Annotated in this window: 13 protein-coding genes and 1 pseudogene; 5 read left to right on the forward strand and 9 right to left on the reverse strand. The window is 43.7% G+C overall.

Features of this window, described 5'->3' with window-relative positions; genetic code table 11:
* The first annotated feature begins 62 nt into the window (after window positions 1-62).
* Both paaZ and ACE01R_RS14540 read left to right on the forward strand, forming a co-directional pair.
* Entirely contained in the window at window positions 63-2,174 is a 2,112-nt protein-coding gene (gene paaZ, locus ACE01R_RS14535) for a phenylacetic acid degradation bifunctional protein PaaZ (RefSeq protein WP_395552085.1), read from the forward strand.
* A gap of 189 nt (window positions 2,175-2,363) precedes the next feature.
* Window positions 2,364-3,806 carry a spinster family MFS transporter gene (locus tag ACE01R_RS14540; protein WP_395552086.1) on the forward strand — a complete coding sequence of 481 codons (1,443 nt, stop codon included), beginning with the start codon at window positions 2,364-2,366 and terminating at the stop codon, window positions 3,804-3,806.
* A 1,035-nt stretch (window positions 3,807-4,841) separates the two neighbouring features.
* Here ACE01R_RS14540 and ACE01R_RS14545 read toward each other — a convergent pair.
* The 9 genes from ACE01R_RS14545 to arsC all read right to left on the reverse strand — a co-directional run bounded on the left by ACE01R_RS14545 (window position 4,842) and on the right by arsC (window position 10,900).
* On the reverse strand, window positions 4,842-5,921 hold the full coding sequence (locus ACE01R_RS14545; protein ID WP_395552087.1) for an ArsO family NAD(P)H-dependent flavin-containing monooxygenase: 1,080 nt from the start codon (window positions 5,919-5,921) through the stop codon (window positions 4,842-4,844).
* A 97-nt stretch (window positions 5,922-6,018) separates the two neighbouring features.
* On the reverse strand, window positions 6,019-6,723 hold the full coding sequence (gene arsH, locus ACE01R_RS14550; protein ID WP_395552089.1) for an arsenical resistance protein ArsH: 705 nt from the start codon (window positions 6,721-6,723) through the stop codon (window positions 6,019-6,021).
* Window positions 6,724-6,732: 9 nt separating this feature from the next.
* On the reverse strand, window positions 6,733-7,773 hold the full coding sequence (gene arsB / locus ACE01R_RS14555; protein WP_395552091.1) for an ACR3 family arsenite efflux transporter: 1,041 nt from the start codon (window positions 7,771-7,773) through the stop codon (window positions 6,733-6,735).
* A gap of 11 nt (window positions 7,774-7,784) precedes the next feature.
* Window positions 7,785-8,255: an arsenate reductase ArsC gene (locus tag ACE01R_RS14560; protein ID WP_395552095.1), complete on the reverse strand. Its 471-nt coding sequence runs from the start codon at window positions 8,253-8,255 to the stop codon at window positions 7,785-7,787.
* 6 nt (window positions 8,256-8,261) lie between these two features.
* Window positions 8,262-8,582: a metalloregulator ArsR/SmtB family transcription factor gene (locus ACE01R_RS14565; RefSeq protein ID WP_395552096.1), complete on the reverse strand. Its 321-nt coding sequence runs from the start codon at window positions 8,580-8,582 to the stop codon at window positions 8,262-8,264.
* A gap of 195 nt (window positions 8,583-8,777) precedes the next feature.
* Window positions 8,778-9,017: a thioredoxin family protein gene (locus ACE01R_RS14570; RefSeq protein WP_395552097.1), complete on the reverse strand. Its 240-nt coding sequence runs from the start codon at window positions 9,015-9,017 to the stop codon at window positions 8,778-8,780.
* 19 nt (window positions 9,018-9,036) lie between these two features.
* The gene (locus tag ACE01R_RS14575) at window positions 9,037-10,059 is read right to left on the reverse strand and encodes a permease (protein ID WP_395552098.1); all 1,023 of its coding nucleotides are present in this window, start codon (window positions 10,057-10,059) and stop codon (window positions 9,037-9,039) included.
* The gene (locus tag ACE01R_RS14580) at window positions 10,060-10,347 is read right to left on the reverse strand and encodes an ArsR/SmtB family transcription factor (protein ID WP_395552099.1); all 288 of its coding nucleotides are present in this window, start codon (window positions 10,345-10,347) and stop codon (window positions 10,060-10,062) included.
* A 118-nt stretch (window positions 10,348-10,465) separates the two neighbouring features.
* On the reverse strand, window positions 10,466-10,900 hold the full coding sequence (gene arsC / locus ACE01R_RS14585) for an arsenate reductase (glutaredoxin) (protein WP_395552100.1): 435 nt from the start codon (window positions 10,898-10,900) through the stop codon (window positions 10,466-10,468).
* A gap of 761 nt (window positions 10,901-11,661) precedes the next feature.
* Here arsC and ACE01R_RS14590 point away from each other — a divergent pair.
* From ACE01R_RS14590 to ACE01R_RS14600, 3 genes and pseudogenes are all read left to right on the forward strand, one after another.
* Window positions 11,662-11,943: a type II toxin-antitoxin system RelB/DinJ family antitoxin gene (locus tag ACE01R_RS14590; protein WP_180181714.1), complete on the forward strand. Its 282-nt coding sequence runs from the start codon at window positions 11,662-11,664 to the stop codon at window positions 11,941-11,943.
* The gene (locus ACE01R_RS14595; protein ID WP_395552103.1) at window positions 11,943-12,263 is read left to right on the forward strand and encodes a type II toxin-antitoxin system PemK/MazF family toxin; all 321 of its coding nucleotides are present in this window, start codon (window positions 11,943-11,945) and stop codon (window positions 12,261-12,263) included. Before ACE01R_RS14590 ends, ACE01R_RS14595 begins: the two co-directional genes overlap by 1 nt.
* A 112-nt stretch (window positions 12,264-12,375) precedes the next feature.
* Window positions 12,376-12,513, forward strand: a pseudogene (locus ACE01R_RS14600) (helix-turn-helix domain-containing protein); the annotation flags it as partial.
* Between the last annotated feature and the right edge of the window lie 283 nt (window positions 12,514-12,796).

A 12,796-nucleotide genomic window follows, 5' to 3' on the forward strand; every position in this document is an offset into this window, starting at 1 on the left:
CAAATTATGAAACATCAAAATTAAAATACATCTCAAAACGTATCATAAATGGAGTTTTTACAATGTTAGAGTTAGACAGCAGCTCAAGCACAACGGATTATCAAGATACTGCATCAACTCATAATCCTATTGCCATCAAAAGCTTATCTTCACTGGTGTACGGCCAGGAATACACAGCGCAAGCCGATTTACGTACGGTTTATCATGCCATTAGCGGTGAAGCGGTTTATCAGGTCGGCAGTCAGGGCATCGATACCCAAGCCGTAGTGAAGTATGCCAAACAAAAAGGCGCTACTATCGCCGCATGGACGTTTCATCAACGTGCCAATGCACTGAAGCAAGTGGCACAGTATTTGATGGAACGCAAAGAAGACTTTTATGAACTTGCCAAAGCAACCGGCTGTACCCGTAAAGATGCCTGGATTGATATTGAAGGCGGGATTGGCACCTTATATGCGTATTCAAGTTTGGTGCGTCGTGAACTGAGTGATGAAACAGCATTGGTGGAAGATGCCTGGATTCCTCTTTCTAAGCAAGGTAGCTTTGGCGCGAAACATATTCTGACGCCTAAAGCCGGTGTCGCCGTGCATATCAATGCCTTTAACTTTCCAATCTGGGGCATGCTGGAGAAAATCGCACCGACACTACTGGCAGGCGTACCCTGTATTGTCAAACCGGCGACCGAAGGTGCCGAGCTGACCCATGCCGTGGTCAAAGCCATTCATGAAAGCGGTTTCTTGCCAGAAGGTTCACTGCAGCTCATTTGCGGACAGGTCTATGATTTATTTGATCATTTAAACCCTCAAGATACGGTCACCTTTACCGGTTCTGCTTCAACAGGGCAAAAACTGCGTTCGCATCCACATTTAAATGCCTACTCGATTCCGTTCACCATGGAAGCAGACTCGGTCAACAGTGCGATTTTGACGGCGCAAGCCAATGATGAAACGATTGATTTATTTGTCCGTGAAGTTTTCCGTGAAATGACCACCAAAGCCGGACAAAAATGCACCGCCATTCGTCGTACCTTTGTGCCAGCCGAGCTATTGGATACAGTACAAAGTCTCCTAATTGAAAAACTGAAAAAAGTGGTCGTGGGCGATCCGGCTCAGGAAGGCGTGACGATGGGTGCTTTGGCCAGCGTCAAACAGAAACACGATGTCGCTGCAAAAGTTGAACAGCTCAGCCAGGATGCAGAGATTGTATTTGGTAGCCACTTGCGCCAAGACTTTAAGATTCAAGTACAAAATACTGAGAAGTCTGCATGTTATCCACCGACAGTCTTGGTCTGCAAAGCACCGGCTCAGGCAGAAAACATTCATAAGATTGAAGCCTTTGGGCCTGTGGTCACTTTAATGCCATATACTGACCTAGCTCAGCTTGCTGACTTGGTGGCACGTGGCGAAGGTAGTCTGGTAGCATCCATCGTACGCAATATTGATGAAAATATTGAACAACTGCTCAGCAAAATTGCGCCATGGCATGGTCGTGTACATATTCTGGATGCAGAAAGTGCTAAAGAAAGTACCGGACATGGCTCTCCATTACCTTTACTGGTTCATGGTGGACCGGGTCGTGCCGGTGGGGGTGAAGAACTCGGTGGCTTGCGTGCTGTCAAACATTATATGCAACGTACTGCGATTCAAGGCTCGCCAAATGCCATGACCCAAGTCGGCCATAGCTGGACTGCAGGCGCTCAGGTCTTTGAAGACCGCGTGCATCCTTTTAAAAAATCATTTGATGAATTGCGTATCGGTGAACGTTTGCTGACTGCGCGACGTACCGTGACAGAAGCCGATCTGGTCAACTTTGGTTGTCTGAGTGGTGATTTCTTCTATGCGCATATGGACAAAATTGCTGCGGCAGAATCCCTGTTTGGTGAACGTGTGGCGCATGGTTATTTCGTGGTATCCGCAGCTGCCGGTTTATTCGTTGATGCCGCTCCAGGTCCGGTCATTGCCAACTATGGCATGGATAACTTGCGCTTTGTTGAACCGGTGAAAATTGGCGATACCCTTCAGGTGGAACTGACCTGTAAGCAGAAAACTCCAAAAGCACTGCGCGATCCGGCACAGAAACCACATGGTGTGGTGGTCTGGGATATTAAAGTGAAAAACCAGCGCAATGAACTGGTTGCAACCTACGATATTTTGACGCTGGTTGAACGTGGCTAAAAATTCACACCAAAAAAAGGAATCATTATGATTCCTTTTTTTTATTATAGAAATTTATTTGTATCCTTTTGTGGAAATTGATTGACGCAAATAAATTTAAACTCTAGATTAGATAATACGATACATAATAAAAATAATATTAATATTATAAGTATCAAAATATCTCAAACGATCAACATAGGATGTTGCATGATGAATGATAAATCGCTGGACATAGAAATGGTTGAAAGGACGCTTCAACCCGAAAATCAAAGTTTTGAGCCTACCTCTGTAGAAACAGGATCGCCTGTTTCTGAACAGACTCAGCCGCCCAAAGAAAGTAGTACCTATCAATGGTATGTGGTGGTGATCTGTATGCTGGCTTACATTCTGTCATTTGTAGACCGCCAGATTTTATCGTTAATGATTGAGCCGATTAAAGCCGATTTAATGCTGAGTGATACCCAGTTCAGCTTATTGCAAGGACTCGCTTTCTCGTTATTTTATGCGATTATGGGTCTTCCTATTGCCGCACTAGCTGATCGAAAGTCCCGGATTAAAATTATTGCGACTGGTATTGCGTTCTGGAGTCTTGCCACGGCAGCCTGTGGTTTAAGTAAAAACTTCATTCAAATGTTTTTGGCACGTTTGAGTGTGGGTGCAGGTGAAGCCGCACTTTCTCCAGCATTTTATTCGATTGTCGCCGATTTATTTCCTAAAGAAAAATTAGGCCGCGCACTCGGTGTTTATGCCATTGGTGCCTTTATTGGTTCAGGTTTAGCTTTCCTGATTGGCGGCTATGTGATTGGGCTATTAAAAGACATCAGTTTCGTGGCTTTACCAGTGATTGGCGAAGTGAAGACCTGGCAACTTACCTTTATGATTGTGGGCTTACCTGGTGTATTGCTTGCGCTTCTCATGGTGCTGACGGTGCGTGAACCTGCTCGTAAGGGTATGAAAGTTGGTCAAGATGGTCAGGTTGTTAAGGCTTCGTTCAAGAACTCGATTGGCTTTATTAAGACGCATAAAAAGACCTTCTTCTGTCATTTTATTGGTTTTTCTTTTTATACCATGATGTTGTATTCACTGCTGGGCTGGGCACCTGCTTATTACATGCGTAACTTCGGCCTTGAGGCAAGCCAAACCGGTTATATCTTAGGTAGCATCATTTTAGTGGCGAATACGGCTGGTGCCTTATTCTGTGGCTGGCTGATCGACTTCTTCTCTAAACGTGGATACAGTGATGCGGCTATCCGTGCCGGTGCAATCGGCTGTGCAGCCTTAATTGTTCCAAGTGTATTGTTTACTCAGGTCGACAACATGTATTTATCATTTGCACTGATATCTGTGGCGATGTTCTTCTCAACATTCCCTATCCCTGCATCTGCAGCCGCAACTCAAATGCTGACACCCAACCAACTACGTGCACAAGTTTCTGCCAAATTTCTGCTGATTTCCAACCTGATTGCGCTGGGGGTTGGCACGACGGCGGTTGCCCTCATTACTGACCGCTATTTTGAAAATACCTTGATGGTGGGCAATTCAATTTCCATCGTCAATGCCGTAGCCGGTGTGATCGGATTAGTCCTGCTGTATAAAGGCTGTCATTATTATCGTGAAAGCATGAAAGTCGAAAACCTTTCCAATACATAAACCTCATGAGGAATGAATAGGACTCGACTATCTCTATTTCAGATTTGGAGATAGTCAAATTATTATCAATCTGCTAATCATTCTTTGACAAAAAAAATTTACAATTTTTCTGCTAAGCTATTTATTAATTAAGGAATAAATTCGGTTCACGACACACTTATCTATTATAAGAATTTTATTAGATCTCTTCTATCAATCAAAAAATGATCTTCTTTTTGATTGATATTTGTCAGACCTATTTTTAGCATTCAAGCATAATCTGCAGATGAAATACATCGACTAAAAGAAGCCTTCTGATCTTCAGTTCAAGTGATACACGAACATTTCATGCTCAACTTTCTATTCCATAATCGAACAATAGAAGAAGCATATTCCAACTAAAGGCAAACCGCCCAAATTAAACCTAGAAGATCGGGTTCTCCCCTGTCTGATATAGAGGGGAATACTGGAATTAATTTCACGTTGCAATGAGTTATGGGGTTCCAGAGCTAATGGCTTCAAGAATTGTACATCATATTGAAGACTGCCTGATTCAGTCCAATCTTTTTAATTTACCGAAGAATTTACCCGAATTCGAGTTAATATAGTGGCAAGTTAGTTCAGATTTGAAATTGAATAAAATCTAAAACTTGAAGTATAAATCAAATAGCTTTATTTCTTTTTATCCTTGCAACCCTCCCCACCCTAAAACTATTAATTACATGAATTTAATAAATTTATTACTAATTATTTATAAATATAACTTTAAGTGAACATAAGTTAAATTCGATATACTAAACAATAACTTCATAAGTTACCCTCATTGCTTGTTAGGCAATATACCTTTTTCAAATGTAGCTCATGGAATTTAAGATATGCATGTCTTCATGTTTAAGCCATTTGATGCAAAAAATACTACCAACCCAGAAAATGAGATAAATTGAAGAATTTCTACCGCATCGCTCGAATTCCTTCATTAAGAAATTGGAGAATAAACATCACTCTCCCTAACAAATTCAACTGCAAATCTGTCTACAAAAATAATAAATCCCACTGTTAGCCCAAAAATACGGCTATATCTTCCGCCACCGCCCGAGCTGTGCGGGAAACCCCGACCAGCGTTGCCGAAGCAGCACCGGTCCATTCCCCATAACCGACCAGCCATAAATTTGGTAGCTGAACCGAGCGGCAGTTCTGAACCGCAATGGTCTGGTCCGACTGGATAATCCCAAGGCTGCTGAGATGATTCAGTGCCGCTTTAAATCCAGTACACCAGATTACGGCATCCACCTGTTGAACAGATCCATCGTCCCAAATCACGCCATGTTCTGTAAATGCCGAAAATGGACGCCTGCTCTGTAAAATGCCTCGCTCACGTGCCTCTTTGACTGAATCAATCATGACAATATCACCCAGACCACCAATGGGCTGATCAATCTTTCTGCCTTCCTGCTGGGCTTTCAGGCGCTCGGTCGCCCTTAAGAACAGGACACGGCCATCGACATCATCCGCCAGAAACTGTGGCGGTGTCTGGGTGATCCAAAGCGTTTCAGCCACTTGAGACACTTCTGCCAAGATTTGTGCACCAGAGTTGCCTCCACCCACCACCATGATTTTCTTGCCCTTGAACGGCTCGGCATTCAGATAATGCGCCGAATGCAGTTGCAGGCCCTGAAAATGCTCACGACCTGCATACTCGGGAATAAACGGTTGACTCCATGTCCCTGTAGCACTCACCACTGCTTTGGCTTTCCAGCATCGTTCCCCGGCATGGACCTCTAAATATGTCCCCTGGTTTTCCACGCGCTCCACATGCACCGGACGAACTACAGGAAAGTGATAGCGCTGCTCATAGGCGGTCAAATAGTTGATCACTTCATGACGGGTCGGATAGGTCTGTTCTGTCGCCGGCATCATCCAGCCCGACAGGGAACTCCAGCTATTCGGAGAGAAAAGACGCAAGGACTCCCAGGCATGCTGCCACGCACCTCCAGGCTGAGGCTGATCATCCAGGATGATAAACGGAATATTCTTGCGCTTTAAGAAATAGGCTGTGGACAAACCGGCCTGTCCACCACCGATGATGATCACATCTGTTTCGATCTGTTTTGTGTCCAAAGCCTTTTCCCCTTGCATTTTTCTGTTGTTGTTTATACAGAAGCCCGCTTTAGCAGCGGGTTTCTACCGATTAACCTGATTGACAGGACAAACCTGAATTCAAGCAAATCTGGCCTTACAAACTGCGCTGGTTCACCCTTTTAGAGAGTTCTTCAGCCGATTCCTTGCGTTCCGAATAACGGTTGGTCAAATAAGCACTTTGCCCACGGGTCAGCAAGGTAAATTTATACAATTCTTCCATCACATCAACAATCCGGTCATATAAGGACGAGGGTTTCATGCGCCCCTCTTCATCAAATTCCAAAAAGGCCTTGGGAATAGAAGACTGATTCGGAATCGTAATCATGCGCATCCAGCGCCCCAAAATGCGCATCTGATTCACGCTATTGAAAGACTGCGAGCCGCCGCTGACCTGCATCAGTGCCAGGGTTTTGCCCTGCGTGGCACGAATGGCACCCGCTGCCAGTGGAATCCAGTCAATTTGCGCTTTAAAGATCGAACTCATCGAGCCATGCCGTTCCGGGGAACACCAGACCATACCTTCAGACCAGGCCAGCAATTCATGCAGTTCCTTCACCTTCGGATGTTCCAGATCGCCATCTTCGGGCAATGGTAGACCTTTGGGATGAAAGATTTTAACTTCACAGCCAAAGCGTTCCAAAATACGACCGGCTTCCATCACTGCCAATCGGCTGTACGAGCGTTCTCGGTTTGAGCCATACAGCAATAACATCCGTGGTGGATGGGTCAGTTCTTTGGCTTGTACCTCGGAAAATGTAGGCGTTGGCAAAAGATCAGATTCAAGATTTGGGAGGGTCATATCTGCCTCTTAAGAATTTGGATAATATTTTTTCTTCAGCCATAAAGATACGCTGACTAGGGCAATCAACACCGGCACTTCCACCAAAGGCCCAATAATGGTGGTAAAGGCAATCGGAGAAGCCAGACCAAAGGTCGCAATCGCGACCGCCAGCGCCAACTCAAAGTTATTGCCCGCCGCGGTAAAGGAAATCGAGGTGGTTTTTGGATAATCATTGCCCATCCATTTACTCATAAAGAAGCTGACAAAGAACATCAGCACAAAATAAACCGTCAATGGAATCGCAATCCGCAACACATCCATCGGCAGACTCACCACATCGCCACCTTTCAGGCTAAACATCGCCACAATGGTGAACAGCAAGGCCAGTAAGCTGAGCGGGCCAATTTTCGGTAAAAACCGGGTTTGATACCAGTCCAGCCCCTTGGCTTTGACCAACGACAGACGGGTCAGGAAGCCCATCAGGAAAGGAATACCTAGGTAGATCAAGACGGCATTGGCAATGGTCCAGAAATCTACATTGATCACATGCCCTTCTACCCCAAAGAATGACGGCAAATAGGTCAGGAAGAACCAGGCATAACTACTAAAGAACAGAATCTGGAAAATACTGTTAAAAGCGACCAGCGCCGCACCATACTGATTATCCCCACAAGCCAAACCATTCCAGATTAGCACCATGGCAATACAGCGCGCCAAACCAATCAGGATCAGACCGGTCATGTATTCCGGATAATCGCTGAGAAAGACGATGGCCAGCACAAACATCAGTACCGGAGCAATCAGCCAGTTCTGGATCAAGGACAAGGCCAGGGTCTTTTTATCCTGAAACACTTGCGGCAGTGTCGCATAGTCGACTTTGGCCAATGGCGGATACATCATCAGGATCAGACCAATCGCAATCGGCAGATTGACCGAGTTGATGCTCATGGCATCCAGTGCCGTTGATGCTTGTGGAAACACCACCCCAATCGCCACCCCTAAGGCCATGGCCACAAATATCCACAGGGTCAGGTTACGATCTAAAAAGGACAATCCAGGTTTAGACATGATGTACTCGATTAAAGATGAGAAATTTGATTGATTTCGGCAATGAGCGCCGGACGGCTCATTTTTTCGGTATCCAAGGCAAATAAAGCATCTAGGCGTTTGTTGATGTGCTCTACCGTGGTCAAGAAGGCCTGTAATTTTTCTTCTTTGAGTAAATCCAGATGTGAAGGATCAGACAGACCCCAATGAGCCTTGATTGCGCCACCCAGATACAGTGGGCACGCCTCCTGCGCAGCTGCATCACAGACGGTAATCACTACCTCTGGCTGGTACTGTTCACAGGCATCAATGGTTTTGCTGGATAAGCCTTCAGTCGATAAACCCAGATTGTGTAGGGTTTCAATCGTCAAGGGATGTACCTGACCGGAAGGTTTACTACCGGCACTGTAAGCCACCCAGCCTTTTGGCGCACGACTATTGAACAACACTTCCGAGAGAATGCTGCGGCAACTGTTCCCCGTGCATAAAAACAAAAATTTCATGAAAACTTACTCGCAATGGCTCTGAATCGACAGAGCGGCAGGATCAAATAAAACAGGAACATCACTACGTTTCAGCACCTCCAGAATTTCAAAACACCAGACTGGTAATTGCGGATTGATGCTGTAATACACCCACTGGCTTTGCCGACGATCATTCAACAAGCCGCAAGACCGTAACAAGGCCAGATGACGTGAAATTTTCGGCTGGCTTAACTGGAGTTTATCGGTCAGATCACAGACGCATTGCTCTTTGTTTTTCGCAATCAGCAGGACAATACTGAGACGCGTTTCATCAGATAAACATTTAAAAAACTGAACGTGGTCCATAGCTGCTCCCATTCTATTATTCAAATATATACATATCCATATATATAGTAAAGACGACCTGTCAAAAATTATATCCGGATCAGGATATGCTTTCCAGAAATCGCTGGATTTAACAGTTTTCCTCTTTTTCTAATACAGAAAAAAAACCAGTGGCTTAAACCGCTGGTTTTCTTCTTTATAACTTCAATTTTGAAGTTATTTATTTTTCTCGATCAGTTCCGCGACAGCCTGAGCTTCCAGAACTTTACCACTCGATACGATTGTATTGTTAATCATCAGACCTGGAGTGCTTAACAGTCCGGTTTCGGCAATCTGCATCATATCCGTGACATACTCAATTTCTGCTTGCACACCGGTAGTTTTGACTGCTTCTTCGGTTGCAGCCAACAGTGCTTTACATTTACGGCAACCTGTACCTAAAACTTTAATTTGCATCTCTTATTCTCCAAACATTTTATAAAAACCAGTAACCCAAAGTATTCAGGCTATAGCCAATAATCAAGATTCCCACAAAAATGATCCCAACAAACAGGCTTAATAAGCGGGTTTTCACCACTTGCTTTAACAGGATCAGAGATGGCAGAGAAAGTGCTGTGACGGCCATCATAAAGGCCAAAACCGTCCCCAAACCCACGCCTTTGGTCACGAGTGCTTCTGCAATCGGCAAGGTACCAAAAATATCAGCATACATTGGCATACCTATAATCGTGGCAATCAGCACAGAATACCAATGTTGTTGACCAAGCAAGGCGGTAATCCACTGTTCAGGAATCCAGTTATGAATTGCCGCACCAATCCCTACCCCAATCAACACATACATCCAGACCTTGCTAAAAATTTCCACCACCTGTTCCCAGGCAAATGCACGCCGCTCTTTCGCGGTCATACTGAAATCTTCCTCTTCTCCCTGAATGGCCTGATGATGGGTCACAAACTCAGCCACATACTTTTCCATTTTCAAATAGCTAATCAATGATCCGCCCAATACCGCCAGCACTAAACCCAGTAGCACATAGACCATGGCGATTTTCCAGTTAAAAATACTGGCCAATAAAATAATTGAAGCCAGATCGACTAGCGGAGATGAAATCAGAAATGAAAAGGTCACCCCCACAGGAAGTCCGGCACGGGTAAAACCGATAAACAGCGGAATCGAGGAACAGGAACAAAATGGAGTAATAGTGCCGAGTAAAGCCCCCATGATATTGGCTTTGATCCCGGTCATTCGACCTAAAATCTGCCGGGTACGTTCAGGCGGAAAATAACTCTGGATATACGACAGGCTATAGATCAGAACCGATAACAGAATAAAGATCTTAAAGACATCATAGATAAAGAAGTGAATACTGCCACCGAGCCGAGTCGCGACCGATAAATCGAAGACATTTTCGACCAGCCAGCGTACCCCTTCCGAGAGCCAGGTCATTTTAAGCAGCACATCATTGAGCCAAGCAAAGATCGTAATAATGCTCTCCATTTAAACCTCCTGACCTTGGCTGAATAAAAGAACCTGTGTAAATAAACACAGTTCTTCAGCACGAATGGGATTGAGTGAATAGTGCATCCAGCGTCCTTGTTTTCTGTACTGAACCAAACCGGACCGAGTTAAACATTTCATGTGGTGAGATAAGGTGGATTGACTAATCGACAGATTTTTCAGTAATTCACATGCACAGCACTCCCCTGCCTGTAACATTTGCAAAATCTGAAGACGGGTCGTATCCGTCAAAACCTGATACAGGGAAACTGCTTGCTGATGATCCAATTCCTTTATCCATCAAGGACCTATTCAACCAGTATGTAAATTATATTGATCATCGTCAATGTATTTTTTCACAAAAAAAGCCCCAATCAAGTTAGGGCTTTTTGCTATCAAGAACGCTTTATTTCAGCCGATTGCCCTGTTCATCAATAATGACTTCACCGTCTTCTTTGGCAAAGGCTTTTAATTGTGGCCAAGGCAGAATATCCAGCACCACTTCGGAGGGACGGCATAAGCGCGTTCCGAGCTCTGTGACCACCAACGGACGGTTGATCAGGATTGGATGTTGCAGCATGGCCTCAATCAGTTTCTCATCGCTCCAGCTAGCATCATCCAGATTCAGCTCGGTATAGGGATCGACATTTTTACGCAAGACTTCACGAACCGTTAAACCGGCGTCCCGAATCATATTGACCAGCTGATCTTTCGAGGGTGGCGTAACCAGATATTCAATCACTTCCGGCTCAATTCCCGCATTGCGAATTAAAGCCAGCGTATTACGTGACGTGCCACAGGATGGGTTATGATAAATTTGGACTTTTGGCATTTGATCCATGAACTTTACCCTTATAAATGAATCATAGTTTTATATATGAATATACGCATATTCGCAATATAAAATATATGTGTTTTTTAGATGCAACCTGATAAGGGAAGTCCAAAATCATTTGAGGCAGTTTCAAAATGAGCAGTCTCGTCTAGATTATTGGATCACGCCATAGGTTCATTCAAATAAACTACACAAAACCGTGAAACAATGCTCAAATAGTAACCGTGGAACATAAAAAATCAGTAAAAAAATCCAAACCATGAGGATTGAGCTTTTCAATACACATTAAGTAAATGATTTGTATAAGAGTAAAATTTACTTTGTGTTGTGCTTGATATTTCTCTTTAAATATCATTATATTAGAACGAGCCGTTCTGGACAATTAGGGCACCAGAGCGGCTTTTTATTGATTCGTCATGTTCCACGCTTACTATTTGAGCAATGTTCCACGGTTTTAATAAGTCCAGGTGAACAATCAGATCAGCCGTATGGCTTAAAGAATAAATTTCGTCATTTTATTATGGCCAGCCTCAGGGTGAAGTGTGTCTAATCAACAGGGTTTTCGGTCTCTAAGCTTTTTTGAATTGAATATCATTGACTTAGGTCACCTATTTGCAACAGTGCCGGTATAAATTTGGATATAAAAAGCCGATTAAATTAAATCGGCTTTTTCTGTTTTAAGTGAAAGTGCACAGTAAGAAGAACAAGTTTGACCCATGCCATTTTAAGGCATAAAATGGCATTTATTGGTGTGTACGGAGTATATTATGACTACACTTGTAAAAAAACGAGTTCAATACACGGTTGATCAGGCAATAATGGAATCAGCAGAATACATTATGGCGAAAGTTGGTCTGACCCCTGCCACCGTACTTAGCATGGTTTACGCAGAAATTGCACGTACTGGCAAAATACCAGTCACTACTCAGGTGGGTGACGAGGATTTCAATACAGCAAGATTAATTGCTGTCAGCCATAATATTCCAAGCGTAAAAGTATCTAACGATGCTGATGCTGCTGCTTTTTTAGAAGATGATGGCGGTTACTAATGGTCCAACAACTATATTGGGCTTATGTTGGCTTTACAGATATTGCCGATGGTAAGACCAGACCTGTTTTGTATATTCGCCAAACGGATACCGACTATGTAGTATTCCGTTTAAGCAGCCAGTACGAAAATAAGTCTGCTTTTATCAAGAGTAAATATGTAGAAATTAAAAACTGGCAACAGGCAGGCTTAAAAAAGCCATCCTGGATTGATACAGTACAAACATATCAGTTACCTCTCCATAAAACCCAACTAACGTACATTGGACAACTTTCTGCTGATGATTTGGAACGCTTAATCAAACACCTCGAAATTAAGTAATAAACTGTATTTGTATAATTTTAATTAGAATTAATCGACACAGACAATAAAAAAATCCTCCTATTCTTGGGAGGATTTTTTGTTTTTTATATGCTTTTAGTCGCGAGTAATAATAACACAGGCTGAATTTGCTGCACGTTTGCATATCAGTACCAGAACCTTGCAAAACTGGGAACAAGGCCGTCGCTATCTAACTGATCCAGCAGCAACGCTGATCCACATTCTGGATGCTCATCCAACACTGATTTAAAAAATTAGATAATAAAAAACCCCGGCATCCTACCAGGGTTTTTCATATTGGGTTCGCTTGGTATAACTCCCGTCGTACCTGCCGATCCGTGTGCGATTTTCTTATTCTTGTTATTTGGAGCATCCTGCTCTCTATGTCTCCATCATAGGAAAATTCCACTGTTCCAGGTAGCCGCAAAGGGCCGAGATTCACGTAAGCTAGGGCGTACAAAATAGCCTAAATTTCATCCACAGCAATTGGGGATAGTTTTCGCCCTGGAAGAGCTGATAACATTGGGAAAATG

The sequence above is a fragment of the Acinetobacter sp. BSP-28 genome, assembly GCF_044130285.1.
In the GTDB taxonomy this organism is placed as follows: Bacteria; Pseudomonadota; Gammaproteobacteria; order Pseudomonadales; family Moraxellaceae; genus Acinetobacter.

Excerpts from the sequence above, each read along its gene's own strand:
- arsB (WP_395552091.1), bottom strand. The coding sequence starts at position 7,773 with ATGTCTAAACCTGGATTGTCCTTTTTAGATCGTAACCTGACCCTGTGG.
- ACE01R_RS14595 (WP_395552103.1), top strand. The coding sequence starts at position 11,943 with ATGGTCCAACAACTATATTGGGCTTATGTTGGCTTTACAGATATTGCC.
- ACE01R_RS14570 (WP_395552097.1), bottom strand. The coding sequence starts at position 9,017 with ATGCAAATTAAAGTTTTAGGTACAGGTTGCCGTAAATGTAAAGCACTG.
- paaZ (WP_395552085.1), top strand. The coding sequence starts at position 63 with ATGTTAGAGTTAGACAGCAGCTCAAGCACAACGGATTATCAAGATACT.
- ACE01R_RS14575 (WP_395552098.1), bottom strand. The coding sequence starts at position 10,059 with ATGGAGAGCATTATTACGATCTTTGCTTGGCTCAATGATGTGCTGCTT.
- ACE01R_RS14545 (WP_395552087.1), bottom strand. The coding sequence starts at position 5,921 with ATGCAAGGGGAAAAGGCTTTGGACACAAAACAGATCGAAACAGATGTG.
- arsC (WP_395552100.1), bottom strand. The coding sequence starts at position 10,900 with ATGGATCAAATGCCAAAAGTCCAAATTTATCATAACCCATCCTGTGGC.
- ACE01R_RS14590 (WP_180181714.1), top strand. The coding sequence starts at position 11,662 with ATGACTACACTTGTAAAAAAACGAGTTCAATACACGGTTGATCAGGCA.
- ACE01R_RS14565 (WP_395552096.1), bottom strand. The coding sequence starts at position 8,582 with ATGGACCACGTTCAGTTTTTTAAATGTTTATCTGATGAAACGCGTCTC.
- arsH (WP_395552089.1), bottom strand. The coding sequence starts at position 6,723 with ATGACCCTCCCAAATCTTGAATCTGATCTTTTGCCAACGCCTACATTT.
- ACE01R_RS14540 (WP_395552086.1), top strand. The coding sequence starts at position 2,364 with ATGATGAATGATAAATCGCTGGACATAGAAATGGTTGAAAGGACGCTT.
- ACE01R_RS14560 (WP_395552095.1), bottom strand. The coding sequence starts at position 8,255 with ATGAAATTTTTGTTTTTATGCACGGGGAACAGTTGCCGCAGCATTCTC.